The 18,844-nt window shown below is 60.2% G+C and carries 18 protein-coding genes; 13 read left to right on the forward strand and 5 right to left on the reverse strand.

The features are described from left to right. Window positions 1-93 precede the first annotated feature (93 nt). The 3 genes from ACZ5D1_RS12235 to ACZ5D1_RS12245 all read left to right on the forward strand — a co-directional run bounded on the left by ACZ5D1_RS12235 (window position 94) and on the right by ACZ5D1_RS12245 (window position 3,836). Window positions 94-2,349 (forward strand): methyl-accepting chemotaxis protein, encoded by a 2,256-nt coding sequence (locus tag ACZ5D1_RS12235; protein ID WP_034618953.1) that lies wholly within the window; start codon window positions 94-96, stop codon window positions 2,347-2,349. A 202-nt stretch (window positions 2,350-2,551) separates the two neighbouring features. Then, window positions 2,552-2,965, forward strand: a complete 414-nt coding sequence (locus ACZ5D1_RS12240) for an acyl-CoA thioesterase (RefSeq protein ID WP_027181865.1) — start codon at window positions 2,552-2,554, stop codon at window positions 2,963-2,965. Between the two features lie 70 nt (window positions 2,966-3,035). Next, window positions 3,036-3,836 carry an amidohydrolase family protein gene (locus ACZ5D1_RS12245; protein WP_464555002.1) on the forward strand — a complete coding sequence of 267 codons (801 nt, stop codon included), beginning with the start codon at window positions 3,036-3,038 and terminating at the stop codon, window positions 3,834-3,836. A 390-nt stretch (window positions 3,837-4,226) separates the two neighbouring features. On the opposite strand, the gene ACZ5D1_RS12250 is transcribed toward ACZ5D1_RS12245, so the two are convergent. Genes ACZ5D1_RS12250 through ACZ5D1_RS12260 form a run of 3 tightly spaced genes read right to left on the reverse strand, consistent with a single transcriptional unit; the run spans window position 4,227 to window position 5,480 of the window. Then, window positions 4,227-4,571, reverse strand: a complete 345-nt coding sequence (locus tag ACZ5D1_RS12250) for a ferredoxin-thioredoxin reductase catalytic domain-containing protein (RefSeq protein ID WP_011368558.1) — start codon at window positions 4,569-4,571, stop codon at window positions 4,227-4,229. Beyond that, on the reverse strand, window positions 4,568-4,978 hold the full coding sequence (locus ACZ5D1_RS12255; protein WP_464555003.1) for a glutaredoxin family protein: 411 nt from the start codon (window positions 4,976-4,978) through the stop codon (window positions 4,568-4,570). Before ACZ5D1_RS12255 ends, ACZ5D1_RS12250 begins: the two co-directional genes overlap by 4 nt. Further along, window positions 4,938-5,480 carry a hypothetical protein gene (locus ACZ5D1_RS12260; protein WP_273193676.1) on the reverse strand — a complete coding sequence of 181 codons (543 nt, stop codon included), beginning with the start codon at window positions 5,478-5,480 and terminating at the stop codon, window positions 4,938-4,940. The genes ACZ5D1_RS12255 and ACZ5D1_RS12260 overlap by 41 nt, the downstream gene beginning before the upstream one ends. Before the next feature lie 211 nt (window positions 5,481-5,691). Between ACZ5D1_RS12260 and fusA the strand changes: the two genes are divergently transcribed. The 6 genes from fusA to ACZ5D1_RS12290 all read left to right on the forward strand — a co-directional run bounded on the left by fusA (window position 5,692) and on the right by ACZ5D1_RS12290 (window position 13,174). After that, complete coding sequence (gene fusA, locus ACZ5D1_RS12265; protein WP_011368561.1) at window positions 5,692-7,752, forward strand: elongation factor G; 2,061 nt, start codon at window positions 5,692-5,694, stop codon at window positions 7,750-7,752. Window positions 7,753-8,089: 337 nt separating this feature from the next. Further along, window positions 8,090-8,992, forward strand: coding sequence for a pyridoxamine kinase (locus ACZ5D1_RS12270; RefSeq protein WP_011368562.1), 903 nt, complete (start codon window positions 8,090-8,092; stop codon window positions 8,990-8,992). Beyond that, entirely contained in the window at window positions 8,983-9,840 is an 858-nt protein-coding gene (gene murI / locus ACZ5D1_RS12275) for a glutamate racemase (RefSeq protein WP_011368563.1), read from the forward strand. Before ACZ5D1_RS12270 ends, murI begins: the two co-directional genes overlap by 10 nt. 26 nt (window positions 9,841-9,866) lie before the next feature. Next, window positions 9,867-10,979, forward strand: coding sequence for a pyridoxal-phosphate-dependent aminotransferase family protein (locus ACZ5D1_RS12280; RefSeq protein ID WP_464555005.1), 1,113 nt, complete (start codon window positions 9,867-9,869; stop codon window positions 10,977-10,979). 569 nt (window positions 10,980-11,548) lie between these two features. After that, window positions 11,549-12,703, forward strand: a complete 1,155-nt coding sequence (locus ACZ5D1_RS12285) for a KamA family radical SAM protein (protein ID WP_464555006.1) — start codon at window positions 11,549-11,551, stop codon at window positions 12,701-12,703. Between the two features lie 315 nt (window positions 12,704-13,018). Further along, complete coding sequence (locus ACZ5D1_RS12290) at window positions 13,019-13,174, forward strand: rubredoxin (RefSeq protein ID WP_011368566.1); 156 nt, start codon at window positions 13,019-13,021, stop codon at window positions 13,172-13,174. A gap of 160 nt (window positions 13,175-13,334) precedes the next feature. Here ACZ5D1_RS12290 and ACZ5D1_RS12295 read toward each other — a convergent pair whose 3' ends face one another. After that, window positions 13,335-13,916: a BON domain-containing protein gene (locus ACZ5D1_RS12295; protein ID WP_464555007.1), complete on the reverse strand. Its 582-nt coding sequence runs from the start codon at window positions 13,914-13,916 to the stop codon at window positions 13,335-13,337. A 182-nt stretch (window positions 13,917-14,098) separates the two neighbouring features. On the opposite strand from ACZ5D1_RS12295, the gene ACZ5D1_RS12300 reads away from it, so the two are divergent. Then, a complete protein-coding gene (locus ACZ5D1_RS12300) occupies window positions 14,099-15,436 on the forward strand; it encodes a glycerate kinase type-2 family protein (RefSeq protein WP_464555009.1) in 1,338 nt (445 codons plus the stop codon). Between the two features lie 138 nt (window positions 15,437-15,574). On the opposite strand, the gene ACZ5D1_RS12305 is transcribed toward ACZ5D1_RS12300, so the two are convergent. Continuing rightward, window positions 15,575-15,850, reverse strand: coding sequence for an HU family DNA-binding protein (locus ACZ5D1_RS12305; protein WP_011368569.1), 276 nt, complete (start codon window positions 15,848-15,850; stop codon window positions 15,575-15,577). Between the two features lie 229 nt (window positions 15,851-16,079). On the opposite strand from ACZ5D1_RS12305, the gene ACZ5D1_RS12310 reads away from it, so the two are divergent. Genes ACZ5D1_RS12310 through ACZ5D1_RS12320 form a run of 3 tightly spaced genes read left to right on the forward strand, consistent with a single transcriptional unit; the run spans window position 16,080 to window position 18,244 of the window. Further along, a complete protein-coding gene (locus ACZ5D1_RS12310; protein ID WP_455696866.1) occupies window positions 16,080-16,550 on the forward strand; it encodes a GyrI-like domain-containing protein in 471 nt (156 codons plus the stop codon). Window positions 16,551-16,582: 32 nt separating this feature from the next. Continuing rightward, a complete protein-coding gene (locus tag ACZ5D1_RS12315; RefSeq protein ID WP_011368571.1) occupies window positions 16,583-17,167 on the forward strand; it encodes a hypothetical protein in 585 nt (194 codons plus the stop codon). A 9-nt stretch (window positions 17,168-17,176) separates the two neighbouring features. Beyond that, entirely contained in the window at window positions 17,177-18,244 is a 1,068-nt protein-coding gene (locus ACZ5D1_RS12320) for a hypothetical protein (RefSeq protein WP_464555010.1), read from the forward strand. The last annotated feature ends 600 nt before the right edge of the window (window positions 18,245-18,844 follow it).

Below are 18,844 nucleotides of genomic sequence, written 5' to 3' on the forward strand. Positions count from 1 at the left end.
ACAGCACACCGGCGTTGCGTACCACGTACAACGCCTTTCAGCCAATCCGCCGTATAGTACAGCACAGCCAAACCCTCAACAAGGAAGCCCGCCATGCGAGCACATTTCGGTTTTCAGTCCATGGCATTGCGCATCATTCTGCTCATAGCCGTCGCGCTTACCCTTCAGGCCGGTATTTTTGCCGCGTCCTCCACACGCAGCCTCATGGGCTTTGCAGAAACGGAAGGCGAACGCTTCCGCGCCAGTGAAACCGAAAAACGCAAAATCCAGCTGGCAAACATGGTCAGCGTGGCCGAGAACACCATCCGGTCATATTACGAGCGTTCGGTGGACATGGAAGCGCTGAAAAAGGAAGCCTCCGCCCCCCTTAAACGGCTGGTGGACGCTACCGCCACGCAGATGATGCAACACTATGACCGCAACAAAATCATCGTGCCGGAACCATCGCTGCGTTCGGACCTGCTTTCCATGGTGCGGGGCATACGTTACGACGGCGACAACTACTTTTTCATCTGCAATGCGGCGGGCACGCTGCTGGCGCATCCCAACCCCTCGCTGGAAGGCCGCACCCTTTACGACATGCAGGACAAGAACGGCGTGTACCTGTTTCGCGAGATCATCAAAACCGCACAGCAAAAAGGAGAAGGCAGCGTAAGCTATGTGTGGCCCAAAAACCGCGATGCAAAACCCACGCAGAAAATAACATGGGTCCGCATGCTGCCCGAACTCGGCTGGATACTGGGCACCGGAGCATGGGTGGAAGACGAAACCGCACGTCTGCAGCAGGAAGCCATGGAAGCAGTGGCTGGTTCCGTGCTGGAAAACGGCGACTACTTCTGGATTCACGACACCTCGCTGCACATGGTGCGCAACCCCCTGCGCCCCGAACTGGACGGTACAGACGTTTCCGGCGTGCAGGATAAACGCGGCACAGCCCTGTTCAAGGCAATGGAAGAAGTCATCACCGCATCCGGACGGGGTTTTGTGGAGTACTGGTGGGCCAAACCCGGGCAGCAGGGAGAGTTTCCCAAAGTGTCCCATATCCGCCTGTTCGAACCGTGGGGCTGGGTAGTGGGTATGGGAGTGTATACAGACGACATAGACGCCGCCGTGGCCGAAGAAGGCCGTAAACTGCGCACGGAAGCCGCCGCCCTGCGCATGGAGACCCTGCTGTTTTCCGGTATATTTCTGGCCGTCATGCTTGTTGCCAGCGTGCTGCTTATACGTGTGTATCTTTCACGGCCGCTGGGTTCTCTGCTGGAATACACGGCCAGCGTTGCCAACGGCAATCTGGACGCACAGACCCACGACACATTTCGCGGTGAACTGAAAGTGCTGCGCAATGATCTGGTGCGCATGGTCGTAAGCCTGAAAGAAAAAATACACGAAGCAGCAGCACTGGCCGGCAAAAGCGAAGAAGAAAGCGAACGTGCACGGCTGGCCATGCAGGAAGCGGAAGAAGCCCGGGGCATGGCCGAACAGGCCCGCAAGCAGGCGCTGCACGATGCCGCATCAGCACTGGAGGGTGTTGTTGAAGAACTGGCCATGACCACGGAAGGGTTCTCTCATCAGATAGACGAAGTGGCCAACAGTGCGCAGATGCAATCTGACAAGCTGGGCCGCACAGCCGATGCCATAGAACAGATGAACGCCAGCATGCAGCGTGTGGAACAGAATGCCAGCAACGCCAGCGAGGCTTCGTCCGACAGCCGCAACAAGGCAAAGGAAGGCGCGGAGGTGGTCCGCGATTCCGTGGCCGCCATGGAACAGGTGCAGACCATGGCCGAAAACCTGAAAAACGATATGAACGCTCTGGGAGCGCAGACCGAGGCCATAGGACGCATAATGACCGTCATCACCGACATTGCCGACCAGACCAACCTGCTGGCGCTGAACGCCGCCATTGAAGCAGCCCGCGCCGGAGACGCCGGACGGGGGTTTGCCGTGGTGGCCGACGAGGTGCGCAAACTGGCTGAAAAAACCATGAGCGCCACCGGTGAGGTGGGACAGGCCGTAAACGCCATACAGCAGGCCACAAACAGAAACATGGATAACGCCCAGCAGGCGGCCGAAGCCATAGGCAGAGCCACCGGTCTGGTGCAGCACTCCGGAGAAGCGCTGGAAACAATAGTTACCCGCTCTGACGATGCGGCGCATCAGGTCGATATGATACACGAAGCCACTTCGGAGCAGTCGCACGCCAGCGAAGAGGTGACCGGCGCTGTGGAAGAAGTGCGCCGCATAGCCGCGGAAACCGCCACAGACATGGAATCGGCCCGCGAGGCCATCATCAGGCTGACAGGGCTGAGCGAATCGCTGACGGGTATGGTGCGCAAGCTGCGCAGCTGACCGTACGCAGTTCTGACCGTACGCCGCGCCCCCCCACCGGCGGGCGCGGCTTTTTTTACATGTATGAAGTGCCGCATGCGCACAAGAGCGCACCACACCATTAAAAGACAGCTCTTTTCATACTTTGCCACATGCGGCGGCTTGGGGTATGTAACCACTTTGCCCGACGCATCCCATGAGGGACGCATTCAGGAGTATGCCCATGACCGACTTTCCCGCGCCGGAAACCTGGCTCGCACACCGCGTATCCTATGGTGAGACGGACACCATGGGCGTTGTATACTATGCCGAGTACCTGCACTTTTTCGAACGGGCCCGCAGCGAGTTCATCCGCGCCCGCGGCATGAGCTATGCGCAGGTGGAAGAAAAAGACATCATGCTGCCCGTGCGCGAAGCGGCCTGCCGCTACCGCCGTCCCGCCCGCTTTGATGATCTGGTGCGCATCCGCACCGGTATCTCGCAATGGGGCAGGGCATCACTGACGTTTGTGTATGAAATCTGGAACGAGGATAAAACCGTTCTGCTGTGCACGGGCAGCACGCAGCACGCCTGTGTAAACCGCACCGGGCGACCCGTTTCCGTTCCCGAATGGCTCCGCGCCCTGTTCACCGCGTAACCCCGCCGCTACGCCAAACCGCCCGCGCCCCGCTGTTTACCGCGGAGGCAGCGGCCACACTCTTACTGTCATGCTGCTTGATATACATACCCACGCGTTTCATCCCAAAATAGCCTCCAAAGCCGTGGCCCAGCTGGAAAGCCACTACGGCATCACCATGAGCGGCTCCGGCCTGCTGGAAGATCTTGATGCGGTAACCCGCAAAGCCGGACTGGACGGCTATGTGGTGCACAACGCGGCCACCGCTGCGGCACAGGTTGTGCCTGCCAACAACTTTGCCATGGCGCTCAGCCTCACCTGCCCCCGTGCCGTGGCATTCGGCAGCATCCATCCCGATTATGAAGAATGGGAGGCACAGCTGAAGCGTCTGCAGGCGCACGGCATACGCGGCATCAAGCTGCACCCCGAGTTTCAGGGGTTCTGGCTGGATGACCCGCGGCTGGAACCTATTTTTGAAACCATCGGCGACAGCATGATGATCATGTGTCACATCGGCGACACACTGCCGCCCGATGAAAACCCTTCATGCCCGTACAAGCTGGCGGCACTGATTAAAAAATTTCCCCGCGTGCGGTTCATCGCCGCACACATGGGCGGCTACCGCCACTGGAAGTATGCGCTGGAAGCACTGGCGGGCAAAAACGTCTACATGGATACTTCCAGCTCACTGGCGTTCATCGACGATGACACCCTGCACGGTCTATGGAAAAAGCACCCGCGTGAACAATGGCTTTTCGGCAGTGACTGGCCGCTGTTTGATCCTGCATCGGAACAGAAAATGCTCCGGAAACGGCTGGGCATCAGCGACAGCGCTCTGGCCGATCTCATGGGCAACGGTGCGCTGGCACTGGGGCTCAGGGCGCAGGACTGAAACACTGCGTTCCGCATGGGAACCTTGCACAAAAAAACACCGCATCCTTAATGAATGCGGTGTTTTTTTGTGTCTGACATACAGGCATGAACATACCGGCGGGCAAACCTGCACTGTACCGCCGGTGCTTGGGGCAACAACAGCATAACCGCCATACGGGCATTATGAAAAGCCACCGGCGCACCGGTGGCGGCCCGTCTGCGCCGGGCGCGTCATACCTTGCGGCAGCACCGGGGCGACACGGCAGCCGCAAACGGCATACGAAAGGCAGCGGCAGACAACCGGCAAAGGCATGTACCGGTCCCCCGCCCTGCCGTCACAGTGGCGGCAGTCTCCGTACCTTGCACCATGAACGCACGGACACAATCTGCCGCCTGCGGAACGAAGACGTCAGCCCAGCAGTTTTTCCGGCGGACGACGCTCGGGCACCACCTTGTGTTCTATGGTGCCTTCGTTCCATTCCTTTGTCACATACAGTCCGCAGAAACAGGCCCCGTACTCCTCCATATCCGGTTCGCGGTACACGCAGGGGCATATGATATCTCTGTCCGCTTCGTATTCACCCAGCGCAAGACGGCAGGGACAGGCCATGTAACCGTAACGTTCCTTGGTCTGCAGCAGGCTTTCGAGCAACGGCATGGTCATGCCCATGTCCGCGTTGAAATAAAAGCCTTTGGGCTCCTGAAATTTTTTGAGCATTTCGTACAGGGTTTCCGGAGTCATGGTTTTGCTCATAAGTCCAGAGCCTCCTCGATCTGATCTTTGTGAAAGCCCACAATCACCGTGCCGCCGTTGTCTATGACCAGCGTGGGAAACGAAAGTTTGGGATTGTGTTTTTTGATGAACGAAATGGTCTCACTGCGTTCATCGCCGGACAGCATGTCCACATAGACGCACTCAAAGGGCACGGAATGCTCTTCAAGAAATTCCTTGCATTTTCTGCAATGGATGCAGGTGGACAGGGCATACAGTCGCACGTCGCTGTTTTCCGCCATGGTGCTTCCTTTTCTGAGAGGGTTGATATCACCGGCAACATAGCAGCGGCCGGAACAGATGACAATGCAGGCACACGGCAGTGCCTGCGTTCCCATGTCACCGCAGCTATTGCTCAGGTTCTCCCGCGGGGTCATGCGCCGGTTCATGTGCCAGCTCATGTGCCAGTTCACGCGCCACCATGCGTATGCACTCATCCTGATCGCGCGCCACGCTTTCTCCCCTGCCGGCATGTTCAGGATGCGACAGCACAAAACGCTCATGCTCCAGCAATGCTTCTTCCAGCCCGCGCGTGCCGCGGTCGAGCGAAAAAGCCTGCACCCGGTGCCGCACAAGCAGCGTCACGGTTCTGCCCTCTGCCGCAGGCAGCTCAATACGCAGCCCGTCTTCATCAAGCATGCAGGTAAACCGTGTGTTTTCCGGCAGTGCGTTGCGCATGTCCTCCACAGCCCGCAGCACGGGCTTCAGCCGCTCCACGCCCAGTTCCCGCAGTCTGCGGGCCGCCGCTTCCGGTGCTTTTTCTCGTTCGCGTCTGCGGCGCAGTTCTTCTTCCAGCAGCTCGCGTGCGGGTCTGCGTTCCTGCCACCATGCCCGTATCAGCATTATCACGGCAACAACGAACAGCACTCCCAACAGCAGATTGATGTACATCCGTCCTCCGGTATGCGGTTATCTTACCGTCTTATATCGAACCGATTTGTTTTTCCAGTAGGTTGATTTGTGCACAGGGCTTGACATCTTTCTCTAACTCTCTCTATGCATTAGACTCGCAGCACCGGAAAAGGGCTGCACTGAGCAAAAGGACAAAACCCCTGCGCGCAGGGGCTATTCCCACGATACACACGTTACAAGGGAGAGCTACATGTCCAGAGCGCTTGAAAATCAAAGAACCTATGCCCTGGTCGGCACCGGAGGCAGCGGCAAGACCTCGCTGGCGGAAATGCTTCTTTTCCAGTCCGGCGCGGTCAGCCGCATGGGAAAAATCGAGGACGGAACAAGCTGCCTTGATTACGAGCCGGAGGAAGTGAAGCGGCGCGGCAGCATACAGCCCGCTTTTGCGACATTTTCATGGAACAAGAACCGGCACTTTCTTGCTGACATCCCCGGCGATAACAACTTTATCGGCGACATCAACTACCTGCTGGCCGGCGTTGATGCCGCCGTTTTTGTTGTCGATGCCGTGGACGGAGTACGCCCCCTGACACGTAAACTGTGGAACGCCGTGAAAAATGCCGGTCTGCCCGCCATGGTCTTCATCAACAAGACCGACCGCGACAGAGCCGACTTCGACATGGCCTTTGCGGGATTGTCCGACATACTGGGTATCAAACCCGTTCTGCTCTATTCTCCCGTGGGGCAGCAGGAAAACTTTCGCGGGGTGGCCGATGTGCTGGCAGGCAAGGCCCTGCTGTTCGGCGAAAACGGCAGCGTGACCGAAGCTGACATACCCGCGGACATGGCAGACGACATACAGGCCCTGCGCGAAACCATGGTGGAAAACATCGCGGAAAGCGATGAAGAGCTTATGGAAAAATACCTTGAAGAAGGTGAACTGACAGACGAAGAAATACACGCTGCCCTGCGCAAAGGCGTACTGAAAGGCGAACTGATACCGGTTGCTGCCGGTTCGGCACTGGAAAACAAAGGCGGCGCGCAGGTGCTCGACCTCATCCAGAGTCTTTTCCCCTCGCCGCTGGACCGCGCGGCATGGCTTGACGAAGAAGGCAACGAGCGCGTCTCCTCTCCCGACGGGCCGGTGTCTGCATTTGTCATAAAAACGCTGGCCGACCCCTTTGCAGGGCAGCTCAGTATTCTGCGTATTCTTTCCGGCACGCTGAAGCCCGACACCACGCTGTACAACCCCGCCAGAGAAGAAAACGAGCGTGTGGGCACACCGCTGTGCCTTGTGGGCAAAGAGCAGACCCCCTGCAAGGAAGCTCTTGAACCCGGTGCCGTTATTGCCGTGGCCAAACTGAAAAACACCCGTACCGGCGACACACTGTGCGAAGAAAAAACACCCTTTGCGCTGGCGCGCCCGCATATGCCCCCCACTCTTATCACCTATGCGCTGGCCCCGCAGGAAAAAGGCGATGAAGACAAAGTATACGCGGCCGTGCACAAACTGCTTGATGAAGACATAACCCTGCGTCTGAACAGAGACGAAGAAACCGGAGACATACTGCTTTCCGGCATGGGGCAGATGCACATAGAAACCGCCGTGGAACGTGCGCGCCGCCGATACAAGGCGGACATTGTGCTGAAAACGCCCAAGGTGCCCTACCGCGAAACCATCAAGGGCAAAGCGCAGGTGCAGGGCAGACACAAGAAACAATCCGGCGGACGCGGGCAGTTCGGCGACTGCTGGGTGGAAATCAGCCCGCAGGAGCGCGGAGCAGGGTACACCTTTGAAGACGCCATCGTGGGCGGCTCCATTCCCCGCCAGTATATACCCGCTGTGGATAAAGGCGTTCAGGAGGCCGCCCACAGAGGCTATCTTGCCGGATATCCCATGGTGGACTTCAAGGTGCGTCTGTACGACGGGTCGTACCACACGGTGGACTCTTCGGAAATGGCCTTTAAAATTGCAGGATCGCTTGCCTTTAAAAAAGCCATGGAATCATGCCGCCCCGTACTGCTTGAACCCGTCATGCTGGTCAGCGTGTCTGTGCCGGATGAATACATGGGCGACATCATCGGCGACCTTTCGAGCCGCCGCGGCAAAGTGCTTGGCTCCGACTCCACAGCCGGCATAACGGAAATCAAAGCGCACATCCCCATGAATGAAATCATGCGCTATGCCCCCGATCTGCGTTCCATGACCGGCGGACAGGGCGTGTTCACCATGGAATTCGATCATTACGAGGAAGCTCCGCCCCATATCACCGAAAAGGTGGTGGCAGAAAGCCAGCAGGCAGCAGCCTGATCTGCATTGCTTCAACGACATCCACGCGGCCGCCTCCGGGCGGCCGCATGCATTGTATCGGGGTGTGATATCCCCTGCCGCGACAGCCCCCGTGCAGCACACGGCAGCACACGGCGTACGTTTTTTTAAACCGCTGCCGCAAGATGCCGCCCTGCCGTTCCCCCGCTCCCGCCATGCCTGCGTTCCCGCGGCAGAGTGTTTTTCTGTCTGCTTGCTTTTTTGCTCCGCTCATGTTGCTTTTGCCCGTCCGCGGGCTTATGCCCCGTGGCAGGATACCGGCACACAAACGCCGGCCCCGAACATTCAACGCAACCGATCCAACGGAGACGTTCCTATAATGCGCACCCCAGTGCCGCGCGTGGCGGCAATACACGATCTTTCCGGCTTCGGGCGCACCTCGCTCACCGTGGCCATGCCTGTACTTTCGTCCATGGGCGTTCAGGTTTGCCCGCTGCCCACGGCGGTGCTGTCCACCCATACGTCCGGTTTTGAAAACTTCAGCTTTGTGGACCTGACGGAACAGATGCATTCCATCCTTGACCACTGGCAGTCGCTCAACCTCAAGTTCGATGCCGTCTACAGCGGTTTTCTGGGCTCGCCGGAACAGGTGGACATCGTGGCCCGCTGCATCGACATGTTCCGCACTCCGGACGGGCTTGCGGTGGTGGACCCCGTCATGGGCGACAACGGCGAAATGGAACCCACCATGACGCTTGAAATGGTTCACCGCATGCGCTGGCTGGTCACCAAGGCAGACATAATAACCCCCAACTTTACGGAAGCGGCCTTTCTGCTGGACGAAAAGTACACCACCGAAGCCACTGTAAGCACGGTGAAAGACTGGCTGCGCCGCCTCACAGCCATGGGGCCATCCATAGCCATCATCACCAGCGTGCCGGTGCACGGTGATGAACGGCGCAGCGCTGTTATGGCATACAACCGCCGGCATGACCGGTTCTGGAAAGTAGACTGCTCATATATTCCGGCACATTACCCGGGAACGGGTGATACGTTTGCCAGCGTGGTCACGGGCGCGCTGCTGCAGGGCGACAGCCTGCCCATAGCCATGGACCGCGCCGTGCAGTTTGTCACCATGGGCATCAGAGCCACCTTCGGGCACAACCTGCCAAGCCGCGACGGTATTCTGCTGGAACGGGTGCTTGATACACTAAGAGCGCCGGTCACCAGCAGTTCGTTTGAGCTGCTGGACAACGACGGGGAGCAGTGCGCATGCAGATAGAATCCGGCTGCGATTCCCGCCGTGACCTGCCCATCGGCATGTTCGACTCCGGCGTGGGGGGCCTGACCGTGCTCAAGGCGCTGCGCCGCCGCATGCCCTGTGAAAGCATTTTGTATCTGGGCGATACCGCCCGGCTGCCCTACGGCACAAAATCGGCCGAGACGGTCACCCGCTATGCCTTGCAGGCTTCGGCCAGACTGGTCGAAAGAGATATAAAACTGCTGGTGGTGGCCTGCAACACCGTGAGTGCCACGGCTCTTGAGCCGCTGCGCAACGCCTATCCGGGCATTCCGGTCATAGGCGTGGTCCAGCCCGGCGCACAGGCCAGCTGCCGGGCATCCGCCACGGGGCGTATTGCGGTTATCGCCACGGAATCAACCATCCGCGGCCGCGCGTACGAGCGTGCCATCCACGCCATCAGACCGGATGCCCAGACCACCGGCGCGCCCTGCCCCCTGTTTGTGCCGCTGGCCGAAGAAGGCTGGCTGGACGGCCCGCTGGTCGAAGGCATAGCCGCCCGCTATCTGAACCCCATCTTTCATCCCGCCTCCGGTTCCGGCAGGCCGGAAACACCGGATTGTCTGGTGCTGGGCTGCACTCATTTTCCGCTGCTGGCCGGTGCCATACGCAATGTCATCGGTGACGGAGTGACCATAGTGGACAGCGCGGCCATCACTGCAAAAGCGGTGGAGGCGGAACTGCGCGCCAGAGGTCTGGAACGCCGGGCCACTGAATGCGGTGAGACAAGATTTATGGCCACGGACGATGTTCCCCGTTTTTCACGCACCGGCGGTCTTTTTCTGGGTACTCCGGTCGCCCCCGACGAAGTGGAACTGGTGGACCTGTAACAACCGGCAACGCCGGAGGATACGGCATGAACGCTTACACTGAAATTCCCATGGTTCCGGGGCCCACCACCCTGCACCCCGATGCACTGGCGGCCATGGGCCGTGATTACGGTTCAGGACAGATAGAAACTGCCTACCTGCAGCTGTATGCAGACACGCAGAAACTGCTGGGCACGCTGGCGGGTACCGGCAACGATATGGTGATAATGACCGGCGAAGGCATGCTGGCCCTGTGGGGAGCGCTGAAGAGCTGTCTGGCTCCCGGTGACAGGGTGCTCAGCGTGGCCACAGGCGTCTTCGGCGACGGCATAGGCGACATGGCCGCCGGTCTGGGCTGCGAAGTGCGCAAAATCACACTGCCCTTCAACGCCACGCTGGACGACCTGACCGCCGTGGAAGAGGCTGTCGACCGTTTCAGGCCGCACATGATCACCGCCGTGCACTGTGAAACGCCGTCCGGCACGCTGAACCCGCTGGCAGAACTGGGCAGGCTCAAAGCAGCCATGAATGTTCCGCTTTTCTATGTTGACGCCGTGGCAAGCCTTGGCGGCGCTCCCGTAATGGCCGACGACTGGCATGTGGACCTGCTGCTCGGCGGCTCGCAGAAATGCCTCTCCGCACCGCCTTCCATGGCCTTTGTGGGAGTAAGCCCCGCCGCATGGGAGGCAGTGGAACAGCGGGCCTATCAGGGCTACGACGCACTGGGACCTTTCCGTACAGTGCACAGCGACGGCCGCTGCCCGTATACCCCGTACTGGCACGGCACGGCGGCGCTGCATGCCGCCGCCGCGGCCATTGTTGCCGAAGGAACAGAACAGGTTTTTGCGCGGCACCGCAATGTGGCCCGGCAATGCCGCGACGGTCTGCAGGAGATGGGCATCAGGTTGTTCACCGCTGAAAACGCTGTGAATTCACCCACAGTAACCGCGGCACTTGTTCCCCGAGGCTGGGAATGCGCTGCATGGCTGCAGGCGCTTGCCGCACGCGGTCTGCGCGCCGCAGGCAGCTTCGGCCCCATGGCGGGCAAGGTGTTCCGGTTGGGGCATATGGGTACACAGGCACATCCCCGGCTGATGGAAAAAGCCCTGCAGGTCATGGCGCAGGTGCTGGAACAGGGTCCGGCGGCATCCCGCCGCTGACGCTGCGCACATGGTTATCTGAAAAAATGTCCGGCACGGCGTACAAGCTGCGCCGGACTTTTTTTCACTCCCGCGCCGGCCACGCGCAGGCAAAAGCGGTCCGCAATCCATCTCTGCGCCGTGCGGCGCACGGCAGTTTCAGTGCCATCTGCCGGTCATGGCGGCCCCAAAACCGGCCCACGCCGGGTTCTGCCGCATGAAAACAGCCCGTAATGCCCGCCGTGTCCGGCAAAATAAAGCTTGATTATCAAGTTTATTTTTTCTAAGGTGCTGCCTGCACACAACGGGGAACGCGTATTCTCTCTGCGTTCCTCCCGCAGGTCACACGGCACAGACCTGTCATATACAAAGGCGGTTCACCTGCCTTTTCATCCAGCGGCATCATAAACCGCTTTTTTTATCCGTGACCGGCCGGTTCTGCCTTCGCGCGCAGGTTCCGGCGGTTAGCCCGATTTCGCATACGTTCATGCTGCACAGCCGGTTTTCCGGCTTCGCCGGCCTGTCCCAGACATGCCGCTCATGCGTTGCCCGTGCGCTGCCGCGTACACAACGCCCCAAGGAGACTGCCCATGACCCGTCAGCACGCTACGTACACGAGCTGTATCAACTCACTGCCCCTCGACGCACAGGAAGCCCGCGCGCTGCGGCCTGTGATGGAATATTACGCATTCAGGGCCAACGACTACTATCTTTCGCTTATCAACTGGGATGATCCGGCCGACCCCATCCGCCGCATCATTGTGCCGCACCCCGACGAGACAAAGGACTGGGGCGAACTGGATCCTTCTGACGAGGCCCGCTACACCGCCGTGCCCGGCATGCAGCACAAATACCGCGACACGGCCATTCTGCTGGCAGGCAAAGCCTGCGGCGGACTGTGCCGGTTCTGCTTCCGCAAGCGCATTTTCATGGAGGGCGGCACACCGCCCGTGCCGGACACCGGGAAAGCGCTGGCCTACATAAGGGCGCACAAAGAAATTACCAACGTTCTCATCTCAGGCGGCGATCCGCTGCTGCTGCCCCTGGCTGAACTGGAACATATCCTCAAAGGTCTGGACGCCGTAGACCATCTGCAGTTCATCCGCATAGGGTCGCGCATGCCCGTCTTCGACCCCGGTCTCATCGCCGGCAATACCCGCCTGCTCGAGCTGCTTTCGCGGTATTCCAGACCCGGACGCAAGCTGTACATGCAGACACACTTCAATCACCCGCGCGAACTTTCGCCGCTGGCGCTGGAAGCCGTTGACGCCCTGCAGCGCGCCGGCATCATAATGACCAATCAGACACCGCTGCTGCGCGGCGTGAACGACTGCCCCGAAACGCTGTCGGAACTGTTCGCAAAGCTGGCGGGAGCCGGTGTGCCGCCTTATTACCTGTTTGTCTGCCGTCCCACCAAAGGCAACAGACACTTCACGGTGCCCATAGAGGAAGGATACGACATACTGCAGAAAGCGCAGAAAACGCTCAGCGGGCCCGCCAAGCGTGTACGCTATGCCATGTCGCACGCCACCGGCAAAATCGAAGTGGTCTCGGTAACTCACGATCAGGTGGTATTCCGCCGCCACCGGACGCCCAATCCGGCCCACTCCGGTTCTCTGCTCAGCTTTCCGCGCAATCCTGCCGCTACCTGGCTGGATGATTACACCGCTCCTGCCGGTAAAGGCATGCCCCGCAGGATGGAAGGCATACCCGGCTGGGGAAGCCGCAGCAGCCGCGACGCATAGTCCCGACATCACCTCCGTTACCGATTCCGCGGCTGACCATACAATCAGCCGTTACCGAAGACAAAGGCCGCATTCATCACAGAATGCGGCCTTTTCGGGTGTTTGTCTGAACTGCGGTACGGTCCCGTGCCGCTCCGGCGGATTTCATTGACAATACTGCAAACCGGAAGCTATGGGACAGAGACTGGAAGCTGCCCCTTTCAAGCACCGTGCTGAAAAAAGCGCTCCGGACGAGGCGGGTCTTGTTTCCTGCCGGCGCCAACGCGGGTGCGTCTTCATGTTCAACGCAGAACCCCGCAAACACAGGAGAATATGATGGATAAATACGAATGCCCCTGCGGCTATGTCTACGACCCCGAAGTGGGTGACATCGAAAACGGTGTTCAGCCCGGAACCGCTTTTGCCGACCTGCCCGAAGACTGGGTATGTCCGCTGTGCGGCGCGGAAAAAGAATTTTTTGAAAAAGTTTAGACCGGCGCATGCACCGTGTCAGGCCGTCTTCCAGCCGGAAGGCGGCTTTTTTTGCGCCCCGTGCCGGACAGCATGCCGCGGTACCGCCACGGCAAAAGTCTGCCCCGCACGCACAGCGTGCACAGACGACGATGAATGCCGTGCGTTTTTTACGCCCTGCTCAGTCGCGCCGCATTCCGTCCTGCACATGCAGAAAAGACCGCACCTGTCCCACACCTTCCACGGCGCGGGCTGCCGCCACGGCCTGCGCAGCCCCGGCACCGGAAGGCACGGGGCCCATCAGTACCGCATCGCCGCGCACGGTATCAACGACCAGTGCGGAGATATCCAGCCCTTCCACGCCGGAAAGCGCATCCATAACCCTGCCTGCCAGCGCGTTATCGTGCACGTCTGCCGCATCACCGGCAGGCGGAAACACGTAACCGGCCACTGCGCTTATTTCCGGAGCCCTGCGCGCCTCACGCACCACCTGCGCAAAGGTGTCATCGTCCGCTTCTCCTATAATGAACGCGGTGTCCTGCCATGCATACACCGTCAGCCCCGCCGCTCTGTCGCCCAGCGCGGCCAGTGCCGCACGCACGGCCTGTTCGGCTTTTTCATTGCGGGCATACGCGGGAACGGCATCCTCAGCGGAACTGTCTGCAGAAAAAAGCCCCCCGCCCATGCAGCCCGGCAGCGCAAGCACAGTTGTCAGCAGCATGGCGGAAACAAAAAAACGACGCAGCACGGTATAATATCTCATATCAGCGGATTCCTTTTGTCTGTCTTACGTTGACCGTGTAGTAGCACGCCACACAGCCTGTGTCACCCGCAGCGCGGGCGTTGTTCCGCACAGCGGATTTCTTGACCGGCCGGACTTCCCGCAGCTACCATAAGCGCCCCGCACACATACCGGCGGCCATCGCCGCAACAGGAAGAATACTGATGACAAAAAATCCCAGAGCAGTGCTGCGCAGCCTGCTGGATGCGGCCCTGCAGGCCGTGGCGCCCGACAGGGCCGTGTACCGCCATGTTCAGGTACAGGACAACCTGCTGCACATCGACAACAGAACATACAATCTGGATGACTATGACCGTATTCTGGTGACCGGCGCCGGCAAAGGCGCGGCCCCCATGGCGGCAGCACTGGAGCAACTGCTGGGCGAGCGCATCACGCAGGGAGCTGTATGCGTGAAATACGGACACACGGTACCCTTGCGCCGCATCACGCTGTACGAGGCTGCGCACCCGGTGCCCGACGCCGCCGGAGAAGCTGCAGCCAGACGCATGCTGGAGCTTGCCGCATCCGCCACCGGCCGCGATCTGGTGCTGTGTGTACTTACCGGCGGCGCCAGCGCACTGACCCCGGCACTGGCCGACGGCATATGCCTTGCCCACTGGCAGGCAGCCACGCAACGGCTGCTGGCATGCGGCGCCACCATCCACGAGATCAACGCCATCCGCAAACACGTGTCTGTCTTCGGCGGCGGCAGACTGGCCGCTGCAGCCAGTCCGGCCACGCTGGTGGCGCTGATAATCTCCGACGTGGTGGGTGACGATCTGGATGTCATTGCATCGGGGCCCACATCGCCGGATTCTTCCACATATGAAATGTGCCTCGGCATTCTTGACAGATACGGACTGCGGCACAGCATGCCCGCAGCCATAACCCGCAGACTGGAAGAGGGCGCGGCCGGCAGGGTGCCCGAAACTCCGGCACAGGGCGATGCCGCGTTTGACCGCGTGCACAACGTACTGGTGGCCAACAACAGGCAGGCACTGGAAGCCGCAGCGCAGGAAGCCGCGCGGCAGGGATATACACCGCGCATACTGACCAGCACCATGACCGGCGAGGCACGCGAAAAAGCAAAAGAACTGGTGACAGCCGCACGGCAGCTCTGCGCGGGTGAACCGCTTTCCGGTCCGGTGTGCCTGCTGGCAGGCGGCGAAACCACGGTGACCATAACCGGTGCAGGTCTGGGGGGACGCAATCAGGAAATGGCACTGGCCGGAGCCATGCACCTGCAGGACTGCAACAACATTACCATGCTGTGCGCAGGCACGGACGGCAGCGACGGTCCCACGGATGCGGCAGGCGGCTTTGCCTGTGCGGCCACGCTGAATGCCGCACGCTGCTGCGGGCTGGATGCCGGAGCATGTCTGGCCGACAACAACTCTTATGTTTTTCTGGAAAAAACAGGCAACCTGCTGAAAACAGGTCCCACGCTGACCAACGTGATGGATATGGCACTGCTGCTGGTAGAATGCCCCGACGCGGCCTGAGCAGCCGCCGTGCACACGGTGTTTCGCGTGCGGCGCACGCATGGCCCGACTCCGCCGCCGGAGCGGACCGCCACAGGCATAAATAAAAAACGCCCCGCAAAGCGGGGCGTTCATGCATTCCGGTTCCGGAAAGACTGCTTATTTAACGGCGTCTTTCAGAGCCTTGCCGGGGGTGAACTTCACCACTTTGCTGGCGGGAATGGTCATTTCTTCGCCGGTGCGGGGGTTGCGGCCTTTACGGGCGGCGCGTTCGGCAACCTTGAAAGAACCGAAACCGGTGAAGGTCACGGAATCACCGGCGCTCAGCGCTTCGGTGATAACGGCAATGGTGGCGTCCAGAGCAGATTCGGCCTGGGTCTTGGAATTCATACCGGCTTTGGCAGCAATCTTCTGAACCAGTTCAGCTTTGGTCATTTTCAATCTCCGATTCTATATGACGTTAAATTAAGGCGTACGCCGGGCGCCGCCTGAAAAGGCGATATCACGAGGTAGCCCTTCTTTCAGACCATCAGTCTCTTGTCAACCGCAAACTCGCAACAGGGGCCACTTTACGCAAATTTCTCACGAATCCGTCCTCAAAACGCCTGACTGTTGGACAACGCCGCAGTGTGGTGTATAGAGGCAAAAAGCGCAAGAGGTTGTCATGGATATACGTGTTGTCATGCTGAGCGCCTTCACTGTTGCGGGTATCCGTGCGTACGGGCCGTACAGTGTTTCAGCGCCGGAAGCGTGGAATACGCTGGCCCCGTGGCTGGCGCGCATGGAAAAATCCGGCGCGGAGCTGAGCTACTGGGGTATCATGCATGACGATATTCATATCACACAGCCCGACAAAATACGGTATGATGCCATGGTGGCCGTGCCTGCCGACCTGCGGCTGGACGGCAGCGTGTTTGCCCGGCGCATGGATGCGTGCGAGTACGCCATGGCCGAACATAAAGGCCCTTACCATGAAGTGCAGGCCATATGGCTCAGTCTGTTCTGGGACTGGCTGCCCTTCAGCGGCCGGTGCCCCGCAACCCTGCCCTGTCTGGAACAATACATGGGCAACCCGGTGCGCACCCCTTCGGCACTGCTGACAACACGCCTGTACCTGCCTCTTGCCCCTTTGTAGCAAGCAAGACTGCCCCATAAGGAGACACCCCCGTGAAGAAATCACTTTTCCATCTGCCGCTGCTCGTGTGCATCACCGCCGCCGCGATGCTGCTTTCCGCCTGCGGCCCTTCGGAACACGTCCGCCTGCGCTATACATCGCAGGCGCCCATCATCGCCCCCGGTCCCGACGCCGCCAAAGTTATCGTGGTGCGCTTTGCCGATGCCCGCGAAACCACCGCCGCCGGACTCCGCAAGGACGGCACCAGCTTTACCCCGCTTTCAGGCATGGCACACTGGGTAGCTGACGCACTGTATCAGGAACTGGCACGGCGCCCCGTTTTTGCAAGCTATGTCACCGACCCCGCCAGTGCACAGGGCAAGGGGTATGTGGTGACCGGCACGCTGCGCAAGGTGTGGATTGAAGAAAAAAGCGCCATCGACTACCAGACCACTGTGGAAATGACCGTAACCATGACCTCCGGCGACGGCGAACAGGTTTTTTCCGAAACGCTGCGCGGTTCGCTGACCAGACGGGTTGTGCCTACTGAAGACGCGACTCAGGAACTGATGACCGAGGCCCTGCGAGACATCGTGTCGCCTCTGGCCGATAAAATTGTCGCCGCCACGCGCAGATAGGCTGCTTCTGTGTTCTTTACTGCGCCGGACAGGCTCCAGTGGGCCCCGCACCTTGCACTGCTGCTTTTTCTGCTGGCACACTGTCCGGCGCATGCACAGCCTGCGCCCCCCGCAGGCCCTGCGCCGCTGACTTTTTCGCACACGGTGGCGCAACCGTACGGGGGTGATCTTTCAGAAGAAAATGCGCACGAAGCGGCAGCGGTACTGGCCCGCCATGCCCTTGTGGATATGGTGGCGCGATGGCTGGCTTCACGGCCGCAGCTGGACGGAGCATTTGAAGAAATTTCCGCAAGACCGGTGGCCGACGCGCTGGTGGAAGCGCATATAACCGGCTCTGAATTTTTCGGCTACGAGGACGACGCAGGGGCGGCCGTGACCATGGAGACAACCCTGCACCCCGAAAAAACCGTTCTGCAGGCGACGGTGCTGCTCAGCCAGCCCATGCTGCTGCATCTGTATGCCGCCTGCCTGAAACGCGAGCAGCACATCCTGAACCAGTTTGTCGCGCTGGCCGCCGCACGCCGTTCTCCCGCAGACCGCGCACCCGGGCGCGAGGCAGCCTTCAACCGTCATATCCGGTCACTGCGCAGCATGCGGATTTACCGTCAGGCCCTGCCCCTGCTGCAGGCTGACGGAGTATGGCAGGCACCGGAAACAGTGGTGGAGACCATGCGCGAGGCCATAGATAAAGACGGACTGAATCCGCTGCCGTGGAATGCCCTGGGTGAAGCACGCTTTCAACTGGGACAGACGCTGGAAGCCGCAGGCGATCAGGACACGGCGCTGCGGCTTGACCCCGCCTTCGCCCGTGCATGGCACAGCCGCGGCACAACCTACCTTAAACTGCATCTGCCCGAACTGGCTGTGGAAGACTACTCCGCAGCCATCAGTCTGGCGCCGCAGATGGCCCAGTTCCGGCAATCACGCGGAGCAGCCTATCTGGTGCTCAAAAATTTTTCCGCCATGTGTGAAGACTACCGCACGGCCTGCGGACTGGGGCGCTGCGAAAGTCTGCACTGGGCGCGCACCCGCAATTACTGCACCGCCCCCCGCTCTGCAGATACGACCGCACAATAAACTGACAGAAGTCAGCTCCGGCTCCTCAGACGCACCGCCATGTGTTCCGGCACCACGCCTGCAGGCCCGGGCGCAGCCCTGCTTCCTTCCGGCTGCCTCCGCCCGATTCCATACGATTCCGCCCGACGCTGCACAGCCGGTTTTCCGCCCGTCTTCCCGGACAGATTTTGCCGTTTGCCGGAACAAAGAAGCCAGTGCGGCAGAAGCATTTGGCAGCCCGAAAAGCGGCTGGCCGTGTCCCAAGGGGTGCAAGGACACGGCCAGCGGTGCAAGGGAGGAGGATGAAGGCAGTGTTGCCACCGCCCGTCTTTCACAGCCTGCTGCCAAGGCTGTAAAAGTCGCGCCGCCGGTTACGCGGCGCTTTTCACACTGTTCCAGAATACTCCGCCACAAGGCTTGTGCCATTATTTTCTGTCAGACGGACAGGCACCGCCATACATGGTCATCACCGGATTGCGTAACACTTGCCGCGCGTGCGCCTGCTCATGCAGCCAGTCGGCATGCGGCCAGTCGGCATCCGGCCAGTCGGCATCCGGTAGGACGGAGTGCGGCCATGCAGCATGCGGCAGGCGCATCAGCCGCACCGGCCCTGCCGCTGTA

This window comes from Oleidesulfovibrio vietnamensis (assembly GCF_055388115.1).

Coding starts and splice junctions, on each gene's coding strand:
- ACZ5D1_RS12310 (WP_455696866.1), top strand. CDS start 16,080: ATGGATATACGTGTTGTCATGCTGAGCGCCTTCACTGTTGCGGGTATC.
- ACZ5D1_RS12300 (WP_464555009.1), top strand. CDS start 14,099: ATGACAAAAAATCCCAGAGCAGTGCTGCGCAGCCTGCTGGATGCGGCC.
- ACZ5D1_RS12285 (WP_464555006.1), top strand. CDS start 11,549: ATGACCCGTCAGCACGCTACGTACACGAGCTGTATCAACTCACTGCCC.
- ACZ5D1_RS12255 (WP_464555003.1), bottom strand. CDS start 4,978: ATGAACCGGCGCATGACCCCGCGGGAGAACCTGAGCAATAGCTGCGGT.
- ACZ5D1_RS12295 (WP_464555007.1), bottom strand. CDS start 13,916: ATGAGATATTATACCGTGCTGCGTCGTTTTTTTGTTTCCGCCATGCTG.
- ACZ5D1_RS12260 (WP_273193676.1), bottom strand. CDS start 5,480: ATGTACATCAATCTGCTGTTGGGAGTGCTGTTCGTTGTTGCCGTGATA.
- ACZ5D1_RS12305 (WP_011368569.1), bottom strand. CDS start 15,850: ATGACCAAAGCTGAACTGGTTCAGAAGATTGCTGCCAAAGCCGGTATG.
- ACZ5D1_RS12245 (WP_464555002.1), top strand. CDS start 3,036: ATGCTGCTTGATATACATACCCACGCGTTTCATCCCAAAATAGCCTCC.
- murI (WP_011368563.1), top strand. CDS start 8,983: ATGCAGATAGAATCCGGCTGCGATTCCCGCCGTGACCTGCCCATCGGC.
- ACZ5D1_RS12280 (WP_464555005.1), top strand. CDS start 9,867: ATGAACGCTTACACTGAAATTCCCATGGTTCCGGGGCCCACCACCCTG.
- ACZ5D1_RS12290 (WP_011368566.1), top strand. CDS start 13,019: ATGGATAAATACGAATGCCCCTGCGGCTATGTCTACGACCCCGAAGTG.
- fusA (WP_011368561.1), top strand. CDS start 5,692: ATGTCCAGAGCGCTTGAAAATCAAAGAACCTATGCCCTGGTCGGCACC.
- ACZ5D1_RS12235 (WP_034618953.1), top strand. CDS start 94: ATGCGAGCACATTTCGGTTTTCAGTCCATGGCATTGCGCATCATTCTG.
- ACZ5D1_RS12240 (WP_027181865.1), top strand. CDS start 2,552: ATGACCGACTTTCCCGCGCCGGAAACCTGGCTCGCACACCGCGTATCC.
- ACZ5D1_RS12250 (WP_011368558.1), bottom strand. CDS start 4,571: ATGAGCAAAACCATGACTCCGGAAACCCTGTACGAAATGCTCAAAAAA.
- ACZ5D1_RS12270 (WP_011368562.1), top strand. CDS start 8,090: ATGCGCACCCCAGTGCCGCGCGTGGCGGCAATACACGATCTTTCCGGC.